Annotated in this window: 22 protein-coding genes and 1 pseudogene; 18 read left to right on the top strand and 5 right to left on the bottom strand. The window is 45.9% G+C overall.

From position 1 onward, the window contains the following. Positions 1–141: 141 nt before the first annotated feature. From QT974_RS12425 to QT974_RS12415, 3 genes are all read left to right on the top strand, one after another. A complete protein-coding gene (locus QT974_RS12425; RefSeq protein WP_333468785.1) occupies positions 142–1,365 on the top strand; it encodes a hypothetical protein in 1,224 nt (407 codons plus the stop codon). 9 nt (positions 1,366–1,374) lie between these two features. Further along, positions 1,375–1,608 (top strand): hypothetical protein, encoded by a 234-nt coding sequence (locus tag QT974_RS12420; RefSeq protein ID WP_333468784.1) that lies wholly within the window; start codon positions 1,375–1,377, stop codon positions 1,606–1,608. A gap of 138 nt (positions 1,609–1,746) precedes the next feature. Further along, the gene (locus tag QT974_RS12415; RefSeq protein WP_333468783.1) at positions 1,747–2,388 is read left to right on the top strand and encodes a restriction endonuclease subunit R; all 642 of its coding nucleotides are present in this window, start codon (positions 1,747–1,749) and stop codon (positions 2,386–2,388) included. A 133-nt stretch (positions 2,389–2,521) separates the two neighbouring features. Here QT974_RS12415 and QT974_RS12410 read toward each other — a convergent pair whose 3' ends face one another. The 3 genes from QT974_RS12410 to QT974_RS12400 all read right to left on the bottom strand — a co-directional run bounded on the left by QT974_RS12410 (position 2,522) and on the right by QT974_RS12400 (position 4,882). Then, entirely contained in the window at positions 2,522–2,857 is a 336-nt protein-coding gene (locus tag QT974_RS12410) for a ribulose bisphosphate carboxylase small subunit (protein WP_333462288.1), read from the bottom strand. A 45-nt stretch (positions 2,858–2,902) separates the two neighbouring features. Beyond that, positions 2,903–3,316, bottom strand: coding sequence for a RuBisCO chaperone RbcX (gene rcbX, locus QT974_RS12405; protein ID WP_333468782.1), 414 nt, complete (start codon positions 3,314–3,316; stop codon positions 2,903–2,905). A 135-nt stretch (positions 3,317–3,451) separates the two neighbouring features. After that, on the bottom strand, positions 3,452–4,882 hold the full coding sequence (locus tag QT974_RS12400) for a form I ribulose bisphosphate carboxylase large subunit (protein ID WP_333468781.1): 1,431 nt from the start codon (positions 4,880–4,882) through the stop codon (positions 3,452–3,454). A 769-nt stretch (positions 4,883–5,651) separates the two neighbouring features. Between QT974_RS12400 and QT974_RS12395 the strand changes: the two genes are divergently transcribed. The 8 genes from QT974_RS12395 to panB all read left to right on the top strand — a co-directional run bounded on the left by QT974_RS12395 (position 5,652) and on the right by panB (position 11,972). Next, entirely contained in the window at positions 5,652–7,412 is a 1,761-nt protein-coding gene (locus QT974_RS12395; RefSeq protein ID WP_333468780.1) for a serine/threonine-protein kinase, read from the top strand. A gap of 109 nt (positions 7,413–7,521) precedes the next feature. Then, the gene (locus tag QT974_RS12390) at positions 7,522–8,109 is read left to right on the top strand and encodes an ATP-binding protein (RefSeq protein WP_333468779.1); all 588 of its coding nucleotides are present in this window, start codon (positions 7,522–7,524) and stop codon (positions 8,107–8,109) included. Between the two features lie 81 nt (positions 8,110–8,190). Then, positions 8,191–8,931 carry a hypothetical protein gene (locus tag QT974_RS12385; RefSeq protein WP_333468778.1) on the top strand — a complete coding sequence of 247 codons (741 nt, stop codon included), beginning with the start codon at positions 8,191–8,193 and terminating at the stop codon, positions 8,929–8,931. A 120-nt stretch (positions 8,932–9,051) separates the two neighbouring features. Next, a complete protein-coding gene (locus QT974_RS12380) occupies positions 9,052–9,219 on the top strand; it encodes a tetratricopeptide repeat protein (protein ID WP_333468787.1) in 168 nt (55 codons plus the stop codon). Positions 9,220–9,511: 292 nt separating this feature from the next. Further along, positions 9,512–9,991: a hypothetical protein gene (locus QT974_RS12375; protein WP_333468777.1), complete on the top strand. Its 480-nt coding sequence runs from the start codon at positions 9,512–9,514 to the stop codon at positions 9,989–9,991. Between the two features lie 17 nt (positions 9,992–10,008). Beyond that, complete coding sequence (locus tag QT974_RS12370) at positions 10,009–10,488, top strand: hypothetical protein (RefSeq protein WP_333468776.1); 480 nt, start codon at positions 10,009–10,011, stop codon at positions 10,486–10,488. A gap of 177 nt (positions 10,489–10,665) precedes the next feature. Further along, positions 10,666–11,082, top strand: a complete 417-nt coding sequence (locus QT974_RS12365) for an aspartyl protease family protein (protein WP_333468775.1) — start codon at positions 10,666–10,668, stop codon at positions 11,080–11,082. Positions 11,083–11,195: 113 nt separating this feature from the next. After that, a complete protein-coding gene (gene panB, locus QT974_RS12360; RefSeq protein ID WP_333468774.1) occupies positions 11,196–11,972 on the top strand; it encodes a 3-methyl-2-oxobutanoate hydroxymethyltransferase in 777 nt (258 codons plus the stop codon). Positions 11,973–12,033: 61 nt separating this feature from the next. On the opposite strand, the gene tatA is transcribed toward panB, so the two are convergent. Beyond that, positions 12,034–12,231 (bottom strand): twin-arginine translocase TatA/TatE family subunit, encoded by a 198-nt coding sequence (gene tatA / locus QT974_RS12355; protein WP_333468773.1) that lies wholly within the window; start codon positions 12,229–12,231, stop codon positions 12,034–12,036. A 132-nt stretch (positions 12,232–12,363) separates the two neighbouring features. Here tatA and QT974_RS12350 point away from each other — a divergent pair, with 132 nt between their 5' ends. The 6 genes and pseudogenes from QT974_RS12350 to QT974_RS12325 all read left to right on the top strand — a co-directional run. Next, positions 12,364–13,101, top strand: coding sequence for a phycocyanobilin:ferredoxin oxidoreductase (locus QT974_RS12350; RefSeq protein ID WP_333468772.1), 738 nt, complete (start codon positions 12,364–12,366; stop codon positions 13,099–13,101). Positions 13,102–13,257: 156 nt separating this feature from the next. Next, complete coding sequence (locus QT974_RS12345) at positions 13,258–13,791, top strand: biotin/lipoyl-binding protein (RefSeq protein ID WP_333468771.1); 534 nt, start codon at positions 13,258–13,260, stop codon at positions 13,789–13,791. A 27-nt stretch (positions 13,792–13,818) separates the two neighbouring features. Then, positions 13,819–14,088, top strand: a complete 270-nt coding sequence (locus tag QT974_RS12340) for a hypothetical protein (RefSeq protein ID WP_333468770.1) — start codon at positions 13,819–13,821, stop codon at positions 14,086–14,088. After that, positions 14,042–14,731 carry an efflux RND transporter periplasmic adaptor subunit gene (locus QT974_RS12335; protein WP_333468786.1) on the top strand — a complete coding sequence of 230 codons (690 nt, stop codon included), beginning with the start codon at positions 14,042–14,044 and terminating at the stop codon, positions 14,729–14,731. The genes QT974_RS12340 and QT974_RS12335 overlap by 47 nt, the downstream gene beginning before the upstream one ends. Before the next feature lie 284 nt (positions 14,732–15,015). Beyond that, complete coding sequence (locus tag QT974_RS12330) at positions 15,016–15,546, top strand: hypothetical protein (RefSeq protein ID WP_333468769.1); 531 nt, start codon at positions 15,016–15,018, stop codon at positions 15,544–15,546. Beyond that, positions 15,539–16,130, top strand: a pseudogene (locus QT974_RS12325) (ATP-binding cassette domain-containing protein); the annotation flags it as partial. The gene QT974_RS12330 and the pseudogene QT974_RS12325, both read left to right, overlap by 8 nt. Positions 16,131–16,141: 11 nt before the next feature. Here QT974_RS12325 and QT974_RS12320 read toward each other — a convergent pair. Then, the gene (locus QT974_RS12320; protein ID WP_333468768.1) at positions 16,142–17,053 is read right to left on the bottom strand and encodes a hypothetical protein; all 912 of its coding nucleotides are present in this window, start codon (positions 17,051–17,053) and stop codon (positions 16,142–16,144) included. A 540-nt stretch (positions 17,054–17,593) separates the two neighbouring features. On the opposite strand from QT974_RS12320, the gene QT974_RS12315 reads away from it, so the two are divergent. Continuing rightward, on the top strand, positions 17,594–19,618 hold the full coding sequence (locus QT974_RS12315; RefSeq protein ID WP_333468767.1) for a DNA polymerase III subunit gamma/tau: 2,025 nt from the start codon (positions 17,594–17,596) through the stop codon (positions 19,616–19,618). Positions 19,619–19,770: the final 152 nt, after the last annotated feature.

Here is a 19,770-nt window from a genome sequence, read left to right as displayed (position 1 = left end):
CTCCAATTAGACTTTCGATCCCCCCTAACCCCCCTTAAGAAGGGGGGGACAAGAGTGTTCTCAAAGTCCCCCTTCTTAAGGGGGATTTAGGGGGATCTAGACTTGACAACAAGCGACATTCATTAAACGAGAATATATAAAATGCAAATAGGATTATTTTTAGGAAATCTCGGAAATCCCCTAATCTATTATCCCAAATTAGCTAAGATTACCGGGGGTGTCACAGCCAGTATTTTGCTGTGCCAATTATTTCAATGGCAATCTCAACTTGCCAATTCCGACAATTGGGTGCAAACTAACACCGCTGAAATTGAAAAAGCCACTGGTTTAAATCCCGAAGAACAGGAATTGGCGATACAGCAACTAAAAGCGCGATTTTTCTTGAAAGAAAAACTACTAAATCTCCACACCGAAACCCTAGAACTCTGGGCAGATGTTGACGCGTTTGAGTCAAAGATTAATAGTTATTTCACAGCCAATCCTGAAGATATCATAACACAAACTCTCCCTAAAAGCCTCAATTATCCTGTAGATATAGTTCCCGATAATTCTACATCTAATCCTAGTATTAAAACCGACAAATTCTTCGGTCAACCGCGCCAACAAATAGCCGTGGCTGTCACTGCAAATTACCGATTCAGTGGCCCTTGGAACTCTCAAGAACAACTGCACAATTTTCAACGCGCTTTAGAAGCTTATGCTCAAGAACGGAACTTGGGTTTTGGCAATCCTTCGGGATGGGCATTTAAAATTATTGATAGCATCACCAAGGGCTTAGCTTCGACTTTTTGGGATGAATTTATGGCGGGCATTCCTTTAGGTGAAAGTCAGAAGGTGAAGCGAGATTGGGAAATCGCACCAGAAGTGCCTTATCCGGCCTTTGAAGAGGAGCGAATTCAGTATTATGTCCACAAAGGTGAACCGCTGGAAGCGGCTGTTTCTAAGGCTCGTAGTGACTTGAGAAATCCGGTTTTGGGGAAAGATTTGTGGGAGGGTTTTTTGCGAAAGTGCGATCGCCTTGCGGATGATGCCCTCAAAGCAAAACAGCAGGGCGTTGACACACCATATCTGCCGTCTTCCTTCAACGAAAAACCGCAAATCACCAAGGATAGCGTGATGCGGAAATTAGGGGCGATCGCACCGCAATTTGCCCTCAATCAATCCACATCTGACCCGATACCAGAACCGCCAAAACTTCCAGAAACAGCATCGCCAACTCCCGCCGAAATTCCCAGTATTTCTGCTTTACAAAAAGCTTACAATACGCCTCTCGGTCGCAGTATAATTGAAAAACAAATCGCTGCAAATCCAGACTGGGGCTACGAAATAGTAGACGGTGAAATAGTCGAATCAATCCCTTTTTAAGAGGCGCATATGAAACGAATTAGCGAGATTAATCCGCTGGGGGAAGAGCGACCAAATCCTGATGAGGAAACTCGGGAAAATCTGCGGCGGGAAAGATTGCAGCGAGAGAAAGATGAGGGATATCAAAAATTAGTTGAACTCTGCAATTTGGGCGAATATGATATGGCCCAGCAGTTGGCAAATCGACATTTTAATTGGGGTTATGAAATAGTTGATGAGATTGTGATGGAAAGGATAGATTAGGTTTGTAGTTATCCCATTTGTCACCCGGCGATTGAAATCGCGTCTACACAAACTTGCGTCCGCGGAGGCGGACTAAGAAATCAAGATACCACAATCTCTATGTTAGAATTATAATTAAAACTTAAATAACTATCAAACATGACAACAACTATTAACGCCAAAAATATAACGCTCTCTGAAGTTAGTCAATTTTTGAAATTCCAAGAGCAGCTTAATAATGACACGTACACAACCTTTTTGTCCTTAGAATCCTTAACAGAGATAGAACAGTTAGAACTCGCCCAAATTCGCAGCGATTTTCGCGAATACCTCTCAGTGGAAAGAGTCTCTGAAGGACTCGTACAAGCTTTAACTACCTTTCCCTTAATGCGATTGGCTGGCTTCTACCGCCGCCCAATCAAGATGAGTCTAGAACAAGACATTGCTAACATAACTATAGAAGAGGAAGACACAACGATTACAGGCAGATTTGACATTTTAGCAATCAATAAAGAGAAACAAATTGTTGCTGATATACCATTTTGGATTTTAGTAATTGAATCTAAAAATAGTCTAATTGCTCCCCGCGCAGGTTTGCCCCAACTTCTAACTTACGCCTGTAAAAGTTTAGAATATCAAGAGTCTATTTGGGGATTGGCAACTAGCGGAGAGTTTTATCAGTTTGTCAATATTCGCAGAGGAAATCCCCCAACCTATCAGCTAATGCCGTTTCTGACTTTGATGGAACCTGAACCTTCAATTTTGTTGCTGCAAGTTTTAAAAGCTATTTGCAAGCTATAAAAAATGAGGCAAGGAGTATTCCCCACCTCAAATCTTATACTAAATCCCCCTTTATTTCTTCAGTCCGCGCAGGCGGACTTCGTTTGTGTAGCAGCGATTTCAATCGCCGAATCATCAAAGGGGATAACTATTTTTAGTAGCCTCTGGCGTTAGGCTTGTGGACGATGAAGCTGAGCACTTGGCACTGCTTCACGTTGTCAAAACCCATGACGCGGATGTAGCAGCTAGGGTTTTCTTGGCGGCAAGCTTGAATTTCGGTCATGATTTCTTGGACGCTGCGAGCACCAAATAAAGGCAACTTCCAAAGAGTCCAATAGCGCATTTCAGCGGCTGAGGTTTCGTTGAATTCAACGCCGGGGATGTAGCCTTGATCCAAGATGTATTGCAGTTGCTTGGCAATTTGGGCGTCTGTCAGCGGGGGCAAATAGGACAGAGTTTCGTAACGACGCTCTTTTGGTAAAGTTCTCATTTTTTGTATCTCTAAGGTGTGTGTTCGATCGCACTTGTCGATCGATTAACTCGACAAATTATCCAGATTCGGTTCAGAATCTATTGAGGATGTTTCAGGATTGCTGCTAGCCACAGACCAATTAAGCTGCGTAATTCGCTCCAAATGCTGGCGTCTGTGTTCCATATTCGACTGTTGAATGCCAGTACAAACCATTTCTGGCAAAAATTCTGTCACATCGTGAGCCAGATATTCTCGCACAGTCATGATCCGAAATCCTAAATCTTGATTTTCCCTCAGCAACTCTTGAATGTAAGCTTCTCCATCTTGGATTTTGCCCTTGGTGGAAAAGTCGTTCAGCCAGATTGCCTCAGCCGGATTAGTTTCGCTCAACTGAGCTACCACAATCCGCACGGATTGATAGGTTAGGTAACTTGCCAGCACCTTAGCGGTGTCTTTCGCAACTTGTTTGAGATCCATTTGACCCCAGCTCCCTCAAATTTTAGGTATTGGATTTTAGATTTTGGATGCAAACTTACTTGTTAATCTTCTTCAAAGATAAAGACTTAAGAGCAAGTTTGCGACCTAAAACCTAAAATCTCTAACCCAAAATCATCAAACGGTATCCATTGCCTCAAATTCAAACTTGATTTCTTTCCAAAGTTCGCAAGCAACAGCCAATTCAGGGCTCCATTTGCAAGCTTCGCGAATGATGTCTCCGCCTTCGCGCATCAAGTTGCGGCCTTCGTTACGTGCTTGGACGCAAGCTTCCAAAGCAACGCGGTTAGCTGTTGCACCAGGTGCGTTGCCCCAAGGGTGGCCCAAGGTGCCGCCGCCGAACTGCAAGCAGGAGTCGTCGCCGAAGATTTCCACCAAGGCTGGCATATGCCAGATGTGGATACCACCGGATGCAACTGGCATGACACCAGGCATGGAGGCCCAATCTTGGGTGAAGTAAATACCGCGGCTGCGGTCTTCTTCGATGTGGTCTTCGCGCATCAAGTCTACGAAGCCCATGGTGATGCCTTTCTCGCCTTCGAGTTTGCCCACAACTGTACCGGAGTGCAGGTGGTCGCCGCCGGACATCCGCAAGCACTTGGCAAGCACGCGGAAGTGGATACCGTGGTTCTTTTGACGATCGATCACGGCGTGCATAGCGCGGTGAATGTGCAGCAAAATACCGTTTTTGCGGCACCATTTTGCCAAGCTGGTGTTTGCAGTGAAACCACCGGTTAGGTAGTCGTGCATGATGATCGGGGTTTTGATTTCTTTGGCGAATTCAGCCCGTTCCATCATTTCTTCAAAGGTAGGGGCGGTTACGTTTAAGTAGTGACCCTTGACTTCGCCGGTTTCTGCTTGAGCTTTTTCAATAGCTTCTTGAACGAACAAGAAACGATCGCGCCAACGCATGAACGGTTGCGAGTTGATGTTTTCGTCGTCTTTGGTGAAGTCCAAACCGCCGCGTAGAACTTCGTAAACGGCGCGGCCGTAGTTCTTAGCAGACAGACCCAATTTGGGCTTAATTGTACAACCCAGCAAAGGACGGCCGTACTTGTTCAATTTGTCCCGCTCAACGGTAATACCGTGAGGGGGGCCTTGGAATGTTTTCAGGTAAGCAATGGGAATCCGCAAGTCTTCTAAACGGAGAGCGCGCAGAGCTTTGAAACCGAACACGTTACCGACCAAAGAGGTCAGCAAGTTGGTGACGGAACCTTCTTCAAACAAATCCAAAGGATAAGCGATGAAGCAAATGTATTGGTTGTCTTCGCCGGGGACTGGCTCGATGTCGTAGCAGCGACCTTTGTAGCGGTCGAGGTCGGTCAGGAGGTCAGTCCAAACAGTCGTCCATGTACCGGTGGAAGATTCAGCGGCCACAGCAGCTCCAGCTTCTTCTGGGGGAACTCCTGGCTGAGGTGTGACGCGGAATGCTGCCAAAATATCTGTATCTTTCGGCGTGTAGTCCGGAGTGTAATACGTTAGTTTATAGTCTTGAACTCCGGCTTTATACCCAGCCTTTGATTGAGTTTGGGTTTGCGCGTAAGCCATATCTCGCTTCCTAGTATTCGCTTAATTTTTTTGCCCGATCGCAGGCTCTTAGAAATATATCAATAAAGTGGCGCACTGAAATTTTAATATTCTTTTAATCATCATAAGTATTGTTTATTTAAGTTTACATTAGGAAATTTTATGTAACATATCTTATCAAACAAAAGTGGCGAAGGATGCAGGGGTAAGGGCTGGGGATCGATGAGAGTTGAGATTTGAGATGGGAGATTTTAGATTGGAGAAGGAGAAACAAATAGTCATAAATACTTAAAATTATGGTGGAGATCGATTAAATTTTAGATGTTAAATTTCGGGTTGGGGGTAGGAAAAGATTAGTTATAAATACTTATGATGGTGGGCGATCGATCTCAACTGCAATAGAAAATTGTAGCAATCTCAAATCTCAAATCCCAAATATCAAATCCCGTAAGGGGGCTAAAAACCGGGTTTTTACGAAAAATTGGCGTTGATTAACGAGAAATAATATACACAGAAACCGGTTTCTGAGTCTGGAAGCGCGAAAGGTACGTAGTTGCGCTTTAGCGCTCTTATATATAAGAGCGCTGAAGCGCAACTACGTACCTATAAGTCGTACCTATAAGTCAAAAGTTGGCAGCATAGCACATAATATGGACAGGACTTGTGCCGCAAACCTGGTTTCTCAGACCAAATCCGTCGTTACAGCAATTTAACCTCGCTCAAAACCGGGTTTCTGCGTTAGCTGCACGTAAGTCTACTATGGATATCTAGCCCCATCTTTACTCTGGTTGTGCCTCACCCCCCTTCACAAGCCGTCCACTGCATCAATCCAGATTGCCCAAGGCCTTACCCTCAGACTTGGGGCAACAATTTTTGTCAGAGTTGCGGGACTCCGCTGCGGCTAAAAAATCGCTACATACCTTTACAAGCGCTCGGTACCGGGGGTTTTGCAGCTATCTACACAGTTTGGGACGCAGAAACTCAAACCGATCGCGTCCTGAAAGTAATGCTCGAAACTGCTCCGAAAGCGCTGAAACTGTTCGAGCAAGAAGCTTGGGTTTTGGCTATTTTACGGCACCCCGGCGTTCCAAGAGTTGAGCCGGACGGTTATTTTCACGTGCAAACCCAAAATTTGGGAGGCGGGGATGGAAATGCCGCAGCGAGGCGCTTGCCTTGTTTGGTAATGGAAAAGATTCACGGCAAAACTTTAGAAGAAATTCTGGAAGATTACCCTCAGGGATGTCCGCAGGAATGGGTGTTTAGCTGGCTGAGTCAAGCTGTGCAAATTTTAGAGGAGTTGCATCGGTGTCAGATTATTCACCGCGACATTAAACCCTCGAATTTGATGCTGCGAGACCCGGACTCGCCCCAAGTGTTACTGAGTAAGGGTTTGGGCGGTTTGCAGTTGGTGGCTATCGACTTTGGGGGAGTTAAACAGATGGGGGGCGGCGAACCGGCGGGGAAAGATTCTCCGAGCTCGACGCGGTTGATTTCGCCTGGGTACAGCCCGCCGGAACAAATTGTGGGCGGCGGTGTGGTGCCGGCGACGGATTTTTATGCTTTGGGACGGACTTGCATTCATTTGCTGACGGGGAAGTATCCGGCCGAAATTGAAGATCCGATGACGGGGGAGTTGCGCTGGCGACATATTGTGTCTGTGAGTCCGGCTTTTGCGAATTTGTTGGATGATATGGTGCGATCGAATATACAGCAGCGTCCGGCTTCGGCGGCGGATGTTCGAGCTCGTTTGCAGGATATTTATGCTAAGAGTAAGGGCAAAATTGCCAGCGCCCCTGTCAGTCAAGCTATTGTGGAATTTGGCCGGCAAGTCGTAGTGGCGGCGGTGCAAAAAACGGCAAGTTTGACGGTTTTGGTGTTCGGTGCGATCGCCCAAATCGTGGTAGCTTCTCTGGATACCGGCTGGGAAATGGTGCTCGGTGGGATTGGGGGCAGTGCGGGGGCGATCGGCGGTTTGGTTTTGGCCTATGCTTCACCTATTGGCCCGGAATTTGCGAATTTTTTGAATGAAGGTTTGCACCAATTAATTCCTCATATGAATTTTGATGTCGGGCCGGAAGTGCTATTGTTTGCTTTTGCGGGCTGGGGTACTGGGATAGGTTTGACAGATGCGGGGAGTTTTCGCCAGCAAAAACAGTATTGGCTGTCGGGATTGATGGGTGCTCAGGGCTATTTGTTGGCGGGTTTGTGCTGGATGGAAGCGACTGCTTTTAGCGGCGTGCAGGGGATTATTTTGGGGGCATTTGCGATCGCCTCTTTGACTGTGGGAATGGGTTTGCGCAGCCATCAGTTAGTTCATGCTTTGGTGGTGGCTGGTTGTTCGACGGCAATGTTTCTTTTTTTGAATGCTTTGGGCATTTTTCCAGGAAGTTTTTTGGGGATTTTGGCGCTGTCGTTTGGTGCTTCCTTCGGCTGGTTGCAGGTTTGGAGTTCCATTGCATTTTTTGGTTTGTTGGGAAGTGCGATCGGGCTTTGTTTGGGAGTGAGTCACTATTTGGTTGTGCCTTTGTTGCGGTGGTTGGGTTGGAAGTAGATGATTCGGCGGTTGAAACCGCTTCTTGTCAAACGAAGTCCGCCGGACGCCGACTAATGAATATTAGTTTATAATCTTGAATAACATTAAATAATAACCTCAGAGTGCCATGTCAAAAATATTACTAGAATCCTTTCGGACAGCCTATGCAAATATGGAGTTATCGCCGCTGATAACTCCGAAGGAAGTGGCAAACTTCCGCGTAGAATATGGGACGAAAGCGATCGAAGAATTAGAGCAATTAGTCGAAGATGACCCTTCCGGTTGCGGTAAAATTATTTTTAGCGGACATCGCGGTTGCGGTAAGTCTACGCTGTTGGCTGAGTTTTGTCGCCGGATGGACGATCGCTATTTTACTGTCTTTTTCTCGATTTCCGACTTGACCGAAATGTCGGATGTCAATCATATCAATATCTTGTTTGCGATCGCAGTTCAGTTGATGGATGCCGCCGAAAAGCAGCAAATTCCCATTAAAAAATCAATTAAAGAATCATTTTATAACTGGTTTGCCACTAAAAATAAAACTAAAATTGACGAATTGGGCGCTAGCGGTTCAGTGGGATTTAACTTGTTTAAGATGATTCAAGGCAAGTTAAAAGCTGATGCGACAATTCGCGAAGAAATCAAACAAGAGTTTATTCGCAAAGTTTCCGATTTGGTGGCGACAATTAACGAGATTGCGGCCGTAGGCGGTTAAAACGGCGATTGAAACGGCGGTTGAAACCGCGTCTACACAAACGAAGTCCGCCTGCGCGGACTGAGATAATGACAATCAATTATGTCGGATCTCAACAGTCCAAACCAAGATAATTATGATGATTTACTCGTGTCAATTGAAGCGGGTAAAGATTTTCTCAACTTACTAATTGCAGTTTGCGATGATAGCGACTGTCGCGATCGCATTATCTCCGATTATGAAGCCGAACTCGAACCGGATATCCGCCGCTATCGGGTAGAATTGGCTAGGGGTGAACCGAGTTTGCGATCGGCAATTGCGAATTTAGTCACACAAGAAGCGTATTTGCAGCAGCGGGGAAAAGCCGTTATCACCGTGACGGGTGTGGAGAAACTGCGGTTTTTTAAACAAATTGGCGAAAGTCGATCGGAACAACAAGTGTTTTTTGGCTATTTGCAATGGACGCGAGAAGGATTGCGGGAATTTCCGTTTTCGATCGTGTTGTGGGTGACGCGACAAATTGAAGTTTTGATTAGCAATGAATCTCCTGATTTTTGGAGTTGGCCCAAAGGCGTGTTTCGGTTTGATACGAAAAAAAATGCCGCTGTTTCCAAAACGGAATTTGAACCGTTTCGATTGCTAGTTGAAGGCGATAATCGCGAACCGCCGAGTTTGATTCCGCTGGAAGATTTGCAGGCTTTAAGCGCGCGAACCGAACAGAAAAAAGGACTCGAAGACCCCAGTTTGGCAAGTCTTTATGCCAGTATGGGAAAGATTTATTACAGAAGGATCGAGTCGGGAGAGTGCGAGAATTTTCAGAAAGAGTATGAATTGGCGATCTAGTGTTTCCAAAAGGCGATCGGGCTTCAACAAGATTTAGATATGGAACTGGAATTATCCAGTAGTTTAAATTACCTCGCCGGACTTTACCAATCCCAAGGAAGGTATTCATAAGCGGAACCGCTGTATTTGCAAGCTATGGAAATAGACAGGCGATCGCTCCCTGAAGACCATCCTATTTTAGCCACTTTCTTCAACAATTTAGCCGCACTTTATCATGACAAAGGGAGGTATTCGGAAGCCCAACCGCTGTATTTGCAAGCAGTGGAATTTTTTTGCAGCAAACCGTGAGAAAATCATCCTAATATTCTCACGGTTTGGAATAATTATGTTGGGTTGTGGCGGGACGGAATCAGTGAAGGAGATTTGACATATGAGCACTTGCAAGAACATCCTTTCGGGAAACAGCTATTAGCCGAACTTCAGGAATGACCAAAATTACGCACTCCGCCCAAAGAAACTGGGTTTTTGGGGAATCTACGAACTGCAACGAATTATTTTGATAAAAACCCGGTTTCTGGACTCTTTCGTAAGTGCTGGTTAAGATGGTTGAGTTGGAAGTAGGAATTAATGTTAAATAACTATGCCGATCGACTTGCTGTCAATTAAACCCATCTCCAGATTGTCAATGGTTTGTGCTCTTGCGATCGCACTTCTCCTCCTGGGCCCCAATCCAGCTAAAGCCGAATCGCGAGAACAAGCCATCGATCGATTAACCGATATCCTATTCTACAGGGTTAATCCTCAGTTAAACAATCGCAAACTCCAAACGGACGATCGCGAATATAGCAATCAATGGCGGAGATTGCGCGAGGCGATCGATCCGCGAGTCAAGCCCGCCCAAGAAGTCTGCAATAGTCCGGGCCCAGGAGACATCGGATGGGAATTCACCGTAATTAACGGCGAAACCTACCAACAAACTTACGATCGCCTTGCAGATACAATTTTTTACAGCCGCCATCCTCAACGCACCCGACAGCCAATTCCCAAAAACGATAAAATTGGTATCAGTGAATGGTCAGCAATTCGACGCGAGATGTTTCTTTCTAATTGTGGACTATAAGACTGGAGCGCATCACTATGCTAATTAAATCGCGATCGATCGAGTCAATCTCGAAGTTTTCAGCAGTGTGTATGTTAACTTTTGCCATGTTTCTCTGCCCAAATCTAGACAGTGCTACAGCGCGGGATTTAGAATCACGAACTCAAGCCGTGGATAATCTTACAGATTGGTTTTTCTACAAGGTTAATCCTCAATTAGGCGATCGCAAATTGCGATCGGACGATTCTCCTATCTACATCCGCGAATGGAATGCGATTCGCCGTACAGTCGATCGCGCTACACGATCGCTACACCCGGAGATTGCGCCGGTGATGCTTTCTGGGACTTCGACTATCGTTCTCACGGGCGATCGCTCGTTAGCGGAGCCCGCCCCTACGGGGGCTACGCCAACGAAGAGGATCGCATTGCAGATACAATTTGGACTATCCGCGATCCATCCGGTGACAAAACTCGCGCAGATGTTTCTAAACAACAATGGAAAAAGCTTCGGCAATTAATATCTAGAGAGCATTTTTGCTATTAACATCCAAGATGTATGATTATAAAATCAGTTACAAATAATGATATATTTGTGTTACAAATATCGTCAAACCATAAAAAAATCACACTGAATTGTATATAATTGAGTTAAAAAGCAAGCTAAACATTCTAGAGCAAAACAAAAGGATAAAAAAATGGGCAGAGTCACCGCAACAATAACCGTCACCAACGAAGTAGACAAGATGCTAGCAGAAAGAGGGTTCATCCCCCCAGAGCAAATACGCTCTGTCACCATAGATAATGTCCTTGTAGATACAGGCGCAACTCGACTATGTTTACCAGCAGATATTATCGCTCAATTAGGTTTAACCCTAGTTGGTGAAATCCAAGGAAATACAGCAATAGGAGCGAGACAATTTCGTCTGTTCAAAAATGTCAGTCTTGCCGTAGCTGGACGAGAGGGAAGGTATGATTGTGTAGAAATTCCCGCAGGAGAAGAACCTTTACTCGGCTTAATTCCCCTCGAAGATTTGGGTTTAGAACCGGATTTGAAAAATCAGCGATTGATTGTTTTGCCGGTGGAAGGAATGCAAAGCTATATTCGCGTCTAAAATCTCGAAAATTTTCAACCATTACTCTGTAGTCCGCGCACCATCCGGACGAAAGTTTGTATAGACGCGGTTTCCAACCGACTAATTATCTAATTGTCTAAGAGTCAACTAAAATGACAGTCACTACTCATCAACTTATTCAGTGGAAACAGCAAGGGCGTCGAATTGTGGCGCTGACAGCTTATGATTGTACGATCGCCCAACTACTCGACCAAGCCGGCACAGACATCATCCTCGTCGGCGATTCCTTCGCCATGACAGTCTTGGGCTACGACACAACACTCCCCCTCACCCTCGATGAAATGCTGCACCACGCTAAAGCTGTGCGTCGCGGAGTCAAACAAGCCTTGATGGTTGTCGATTTGCCATTCTTAACTTACCAGGAAAGTCCCCAACAAGCGATGCACTCGGCGGGAAGAGTTTTGAAAGAAACTGGCGCTCAAGCTGTAAAATTGGAGGGCGGATATCCAGCAATGGCGGCGACTGTTTCGCAGCTAACATCGGCAGGGATTCCGGTAATGGGTCACGTTGGCTTGACTCCGCAGTCGGTACACCAACTCGGTTACAAAAAACAAGGCAAAACTGCCGAATCTGCCGATCGCATCAAAGCCGAGTCGATCGCACTTGAAGAAGCTGGTGTTTTTGCGATCGTCCTCGAACACATGGACGCAGATTTAGCCGCTCAAATTACCCAAAAATTAACTGTTCCCACCATTGGTATCGGCGCCGGGCCGCACTGCGACGGACAAGTTTTGGTTACTTCCGATTTATTGGGACTTTCGGACAAACAACCGCCTTTTGCAAAATCTTACATTAATTTGCGAGACACAATTACCCAAGCTGTCAAAGATTATTCCCTAGAAGTTAGAGAACGAAAATTTCCACAATAGCTGTGGCGCTCCCGAGGAAGAGCCCTGAAAAATCAGGACTCTTCGTCATTACCAACTTTCTTTACACCGGGGGCTGACCTTCTTCCTGTTTCTGATTCTCCTTCAGGGCCGATTCATCGTCCGCTTGACCGACCCCTTCCTTAAAACTGCGCAAGGTTTTTCCCAAAGCATTTCCCAACTCAGGGATTTTCTTGGGGCCGAAAATGAGAATAGCCACTACCGCAATAATGCCCATTTCGGGCAATCCGAGACCAAACATAAACTCATCTCCTGTAAAACTTGCTCGTTCGGCAAGTCAATCTGCTGGTATCCTTAAAAGTATCTACCTTTTTTCCTGCATCTTGCAACAGTAGAATCAAGTTTTATTAAGCGATCGCCCGATAAATTAGGAATGTTAGAAATCTCCCAGCCTTCCCTCCGCGAGCAACAACACCCTCTGATCCGCCAATTAGCAGACCGGATAGAATCAGTATGGCGTCGGTATCTCGACCTCGAACCCTACAACCTGCCCGCTGAGTTGGGATACGTAGAAGGGCGCTTGGAAGGAGAAAAACTGATCATTGAAAACCGCTGCTATCAAACCCCCCAATTCCGCAAAATACACCTCGAACTGGCTAAAGTCGGGCCGCTGCTGGATATCCTGCACTGCGTGATGTTTCCCAAACCAAATTATGCTTTGCCGATGTTCGGTACCGATATCGTAGCAGGCAAAGGTCAAATTAGCGCCGCGATCGCAGACCTTTCTCCCCTGAATCGAGATCGAACTTTGTCGGAAACCTACCGCGCCCAACTGCAAACTCTACCCGTTAACCAATTTTCTTGTCCCCGGCAAATTCCAGAATGGGGCGATATTTTCTCGGAATTTTGCTTGTTTGTCCGCCCCGATTCCCAGGAAGAAGAAAGCCGATTTCTGGACATAGTTGAATCCTACGTAGAAATTCACTGCAAACTCGCACTCGCTTGCGAACCAGTTTCAGCATCCGAAGAATCGCAAATTCTCGATGCTCAAATTTACTACTGCACCCAGCAGCAGCAAAATGACAAAACCCGCCGCGTACTCGAAAAAGCTTTCGGTCAAGATTGGGCCGAACATTACATGACTGAGGTGCTGTTTGATTTTCCTAAATAGTTAAAAGTAATTTACAATACTTAACAGTAGGTGTGAAAAAACTTAATCAGGAAATCACCTACTTTATAAGTTATGCCAAAGGAATCACGGGTCAAGGATCAATCATTTTAAAAACCCCCAGGCCCCGGAATCATCGGTTTAGCGATCGCCGCGACTTTGTTTACCACAGGAATCGGTTTTTGGCAAGTATCTCAAATTAGAAAAGCCGAAGAATTAAAAGCGGCGGCTGCAATTGTTGCTGCAAATACCGCTTCGACTCGCAGCAGTGTTACGGCTTTGGGTAGGTTGACGCCACAAGGAGAAGCGATTAAATTGTCCGCGCCTTCGCCGTCGGAGGGAGCGCGCATTGAACAGTTGAAGGTGGAAGAAGGCGATCGCGTCACTCAAGGACAGATTGTAGCAGTTCTCGATACGCGCGATCGACTCCAAGCCATCCTCCAACAAGCTGACAAAGAAGTCAAAGTCAAACAAGCAGAATTAGCCAAAATTCAAGCAGGCGCAAAAACAGGTCAAATCGGCGCCGTCAAAGCCGAAGTTGCTAAATCTCAAGCTCAAGTCCAAAGAGAAACCGAAGGCGAAGGAGCGAATGTCGCGCGCTTACAACCTCAACTGCGAAGAGAAACCGAAGCCGCACAAGCGAACCTTGCCAAATTTGAGGCCGGGCTGCAAAGAGAAACCGAGGTACAGTAAGCTAAACTGGGGCGGCCCGAAGCTCAAGTGCGCGGCGAAATTAGCTCTCAAAATGCTACAGTCGATCGACTAAAAGCCGAATTAGCCAACCCCGAAGCCGAGAAAAAACGCAATCAAGAACTCTCCGAAACAGGCGCAATTTCTGCTTCCGCCTACGACACCAAACGCTTAGCAGTAGATACAGCTCCCCACAAAGTCACAGAAGCTGAAGCTATCGATCGCAAAAACCGTCCAAACACTCCGACAGTAAATAGTCGAAAGTCAAGCCAATCTCAAACAAAAAGTAGAAACACTTAAGCAGGAAATCAATCAATCCCGAGCCAATCTTAAACGCAAATTAGAAACAGGTACCGAAGAAATTAACCAAGCCAGAGCCACCTTAAATCAAAAGATAGAAACTGGGAGAGAACAAATCAATCAAGCTCAAGCAAATCTCGACCAAATAGGCGAAATTCGCCCCGAAGACGTACAAGCCACCCAAGCTGCTGTCGAAAGTGCGATCGCCACCAAACAAAAAGCCCAAGTAGACTTAAACTTAAGCTACGTCAAAGCACCCGTATCCGGCTCCCTCCTCAAAGTTCACACCCGAGCAGGAGAACGCATCAACACTCAAGACCGCATCATAGAACTAGGCCACACCGATCAAATGTACGCCGTAGCTGAAGTTTACGAAACTGACATCGCCAAAGTACGAAACGGCCAGCGCGCCAGCCACAGTTACCAGCGCAGTTTTTGCCGGTACTTTACAAGGAACAGTAGCTCAAATCAGCAAACAAATCGGCAAAAAAGATGTCCTAAATACCGATCCTGCCGCCGACACCGACGCCAGAGCGATCGAAGTCTGAATTCGCCTCGATCCCGAATCCAGCAAAAAAGTTGCAACCCTGACAAACTTGCAGGTAGAAGTCAAAATAGATATCTAAAAAATACTATTTTTTAATTAAAATTCCTGGTTTATTTCTTGTTTATTCCTTCTGCATTCAGTTCGGGCGCAAAAAGTGGTTTGACGCGCTACTTATGGAGGTAAGGTGCTTATGGCGCACCCTACATACTGGTGTTCTGCCCAAGTCCTTCTTCCCTCTTCCTTCATTAAACATTATGGAGGTAAGGTGCTTATGGCGCACCCTACATACGGGTGTTCTGCCCAAGTCCTTCTTCCCTCTTCCTTCATTAAACATTATGGCAAAAATACAGCTAGCTTGAGCACAGTTAACCAGCGAAAAAATGCGTTTAGTAATCGCACTAGCAGGCATAGGATTTGCAGATTTGCTAATGTTTATGCAGTTCGGATTTAGAGACGCACTATTTGAAAGTTCCGTCAGCTTTCACTCAAAATTAAAAGGCGATATTTTTATTGCCAGTACCCAATCCACGGCTTTAATAGCCATGAAAAGCTTCCCCCAGCGCCGCTTGTATCAAGCTTTGAGTTTTAATGGCGTTACCGAAATAAGTCCGGTATATCTAGGTTTTGGATTGTGGAAAAATCCCGATCCAAAACAAAGCAAAACGCGCCAACTAATGGTCATCGGTTTTGACCCCGCTCGTCCGGTTTTTGATATGCCGGAAATCGAAAATAATTTAGAAAAAATCAAAATTTCTGATGTGGTTTTATTTGACCGAGCTTCGCGCCCGGAATTTTGGCCAGTAGTGGAATATTTCAGCCAGGGGAAACCTGTAGAAACAGAAGTTAGCAACCGCCGGGTTACAGTACAGGGATTATTTAGTTTAGGGGCATCTTTCGGCGCATTCTGGTAAAACTACATTGTTAACCTTGATTGGAGCTTTGCGATCGATCCAAGAAGGCAGTCTCAAAATTCTTGACCCAGAATTGCGGGGAACTAACAAAAATAAATTAGTTCAAGTCCGCCGCGACATCGGCTATATTTTCCAAGCTCACAATTTGCTCAAATGCTTGAGTGCTAGGCAAAACGTGCAAATGTCCTTGGAACTGCACAGCCATCTTTCCGACCAAGAAACTAATGATAAAATAGAGGAAATGTTGGACGCTGTAGGCTTGGGTGACAGAATAGATTATTATCCCGGCAGTCTTTCTGGAGGTCAAAAACAAAGAGTTGCGATCGCCCGCGCCTCAGTCAGCCAACCCAAATTAGTATTAGCAGACGAACCCACGGCAGCCCTAGACAGCAAATCCGGTCGAGATGTCGTAGAAATCATGCGACGTTTGGCTGCATTACAAGCACAGCAGTATTTTACTTGTCACTCACGACAACCGGATTTTAGATATAGCCGATCGGATTATTCACATGGAAGACGGCTACCTCGCACAAGACACATCCACAAACCCTGCTACAAGTGTTATTTCGGGCAAACAAAATTAATTCATCTCACATTATTTTCGAGAACCCGGACGCTTTCCCCCTACCTTAGCAGGACTTTTTGTACCAGTTTTAGTGGCATTTTTTGAACTACCTTTGTTATTTTTTTGACCCTTAGATCCTGCCAACTGACTGTCATTTTCCTTGACAGGTCTGCCGGCCGGCGTTCTCGTCGTCCTGAACGTAACATTTACCCCTTCATTTGACTGTTCCAGCACCAACATCGGCGTCGGCTTGGCTTTTTGATCCCATTCAATATGAACGATGCGACCTTGAATAGTCGGCTGCCAACTGTCGTGATCGTCTGAAGGACTCAGATAAGTTTCCAAACAGTCAATAATTTGATTGATCGTCGCCGATGTTGCCTGAGTCGGCAGTTTCATCAGCTTAATTTGAATCCGAAACAGCACTCGCTTTTCTATTTTTACTGCCGGATCGCCAGTTTCGTATTCGATATCAAACATCGAATCCACTTGCCGGCCGCTCCCCGCATTCCCGTTTTTATCTCCTACTGCACCCTGAGTCGGACGCAGGGCAATACTAATTTTGTCTTTGACTTTTACCTTAATCTGGTTGACAATGGCAAAGTGAAAAACTTCTTCCGCCATCCGCATCCTCAAGTAGTCTAAATTAAAGTCTCGCGAGTGGATGAGGTCGGGATTTTTTTCCATTTTTGACATTGTTTCCAGAGCCATTTTGTATTTTTTCTGGAGTTCTCGGTTTCTAAACTCCTCAAATTTGAGTTTCTTGCTCAAATCGTCGAGTTTGATCTTGCTAAACACAGCTAAACCGACCAGCAATAACAACAGTAATCCCGACGCTCCCATGAAGAGTTGGTCTGGGGACGGATCTCCCGGTTTAGCCGGTTTAGGTTTGGGAGAGGCTACTGCCAACCTTGATTCTACAAGGATTATTTGGGTTGACATGGGCTTTTAAAGGGTAAATTTTGACGCTATCTTGATACAGGAGTCCAGAGTAGAGCTGGCAGTACAACTCGATCGACCAACCCTGACATCATTCCACCACCATTTTTGTACAACTGGATTTCTGCAACTCGAACAGGCACCCTCTTATTAATACTTTATCTTTAACTGCAAGCAGCGTCCCATAATATCGGAAAATCGCCATCGAGCAGCGGTGAAAACAAATGGTGAATAGTCTGTAACAGATTATACCAATGCTGGTAAAAAAAAAGTTACTTCGGGCAAGTTTATTTGTAAAAAAATAAAATTTAATACACATAAATTAATAGTAACTTTAGCAGCGAGCAGCCCAAAACAGGAAGCAGAACAGTCGATCGCCCAGAGGATGGGGGCGCAGACTTTCGGAACAGGTGCTAATTGCTACGCCACAGATTGCGTAGCACCGAGCGAGCCCGCGGGGGCTGAGTTTGAGAGTAGAGCGACAGTGCGATCGAACTGTGTGACCTTAGCTAAGATTACAGCTAATACCACCAATATTCGATCGTGACCTACGAACCCCTACACCACAAATATCGCCCCCAGACTTTTGCCGAATTAGTCGGCCAAGAGGCGATCGCCCAAACCCTCACCAGCGCCATCCTGCAACAGCGCATAGCACCAGCATATCTATTCACCGGCCCCAGAGGCACCGGTAAAACCTCCAGTGCCAGAATTTTCGCCAAATCCCTCAACTGTATTTCTACCAGCAGCCCCACCCCCACCCCCTGCGGCAAATGCAACGTTTGTCAAGAAATTGCCCGAGGTTCAACACTAGATGTCATCGAAATTGACGCAGCCAGCAATACCGGAGTAGACAACATTCGAGATTTAATCGAACGAGCACAATTTTCCCCCGTACAGTGCCGCTACAAAGTATATGTAATCGACGAAGTTCATATGCTCAGCAACCAGGCATTTAATGCCTTATTAAAAACCTTAGAAGAACCGCCCGATCGCGTCGTATTCGTCCTCGCCACAACCGACCCACAAAGAGTCTTGCCAACAATCATCTCTCGGTGCCAAAAATTCGACTTCCGCCGGATACCCCTAGACTCAATGACCGCTCACTTACACAAAATTGCCCAATTAGAAAATATTAATATTGCCAGCGATGCACTACAAATGGTTGCTCAAATCGCCCAAGGAGGCCTGCGAGATGCCGAAAGCTTGCTCGATCAACTCAGCTTATTTCCCGGTCAAATAACAGTCGAAAAAGTTTGGGATTTAGTCGGTGCAGTCCCCGAAAATGACTTGATGGAACTGCTGCAAGCCATTGAGAACGATAACGCTACAGCATTAATAGACATGACCCGCCACCTCATGGATCGCGGACGGGAACCACTAATCGTGCTGCAAAGTCTCGCCGGATTTTACCGAGATTTGCTCATAGCCAAAGCAGCACCACAACGGTCAAATTTAGTAGCTTTAACCGCCGCAACTTGGGGGAAACTCTGCGATTTTGCGCGTAATTGGGACGCCGAGTTAATTTTAGCAAGTCAGAAACACTTGCAAACCCACGAAGTACAAATTAAAAACACGACTCAGCCGCGATTGTGGCTGGAAGTAACGCTGTTGGGATTGTTGCCCTCAGCCATTAGAACTCAGCAGCAACCAGCAGCCGAACCAGCCCCAAATATTACTAAATCTCCCCAAAATTTCGGCAGTCAAATCCCTGCGATCGAACAGCCTGCCGCAGCCAAACCTCAAAATCTGCCACCGCAGCCGCCACCTGTTGCCGATCGCACAGAAAGCACAACTCCTGCACCAATTTCCGCACCCATACCAACTGCTGAAACAAATTATTCACAAACTAATTCCGCCAGCGAAATTGATTTAGAAAGAGTGTGGGAACAGGTACTTAACCGCGTGCGCCCCCACGGGACTCAATCGCTACTGCGCCAACACGGACAGCTCGTATTTTTTAGCAATGATAGTGCTTATGTTAAGATTAGTTCGCAGCCGTTGCTCAAGATGGTTAAAGACAAAGTAGCTAATATTGAAGAAGCTTTTGTGCAAGTTTTTAACCGACAAGTAACAGTAAAAGTGGGATTGACAAATCTCGCTGAAACTAATAGTTCCCGCGCCCAGGATTGGGCAGCTTCTGACGGACGTGTTGCCGAAAATCCTAGAAATGCTCCTGCTGTTAGTGATGCTAATCAACAGGTGCAGAACTCGGTGGAGTCTGAGATAATTGATGATTTTTATAGGGATGAGCCCGAAGACCAAAAACACTCCTCAGTGGCTGAAAATACTGCTGCCAATGTGCCAAATGTTTCTGAACCTCTGCACCAGACAAACAGCTCTACCAACTCTCAGAATGACTTAAATGCTAAGGCTGTAGCAGTGCGGGCTGATGCTCAAACTGTCGCGAATACGAGCAGGCAATGGGCTGATATGTTTGAGGGGCAAGTTGTCGATTTGTCGGATGATTTAGAGATTTGGGAGTCGGGCAGTTTCAGCTTGGAAACTGAGGAAGATTTTCCTGAGTTATCTTCTGAGGTTGATGAGGATGATTTTATAGATTGGTAATCGATTGATTTTGGGAGTTCAATCAAGAGGTTTGATCGTTCGGACTTCAGTCCTCATCTAAATTAGCGGACTCGCATTCCGATGCTGCGAACCTATTTGACCGAAAGCATCCAGGATACAAGCCCCCGGATTCATCCGTGGAGAAATAAAAA

It is taken from the genome of Microcoleus sp. BM001215392 (assembly GCF_036700185.1).
In the GTDB taxonomy this organism is placed as follows: Bacteria; Cyanobacteriota; Cyanobacteriia; order Cyanobacteriales; family Microcoleaceae; genus Microcoleus.
Note: the sequence above shows the minus strand (reverse complement) of the source record. Positions and strands in the feature narration are given on the sequence as shown.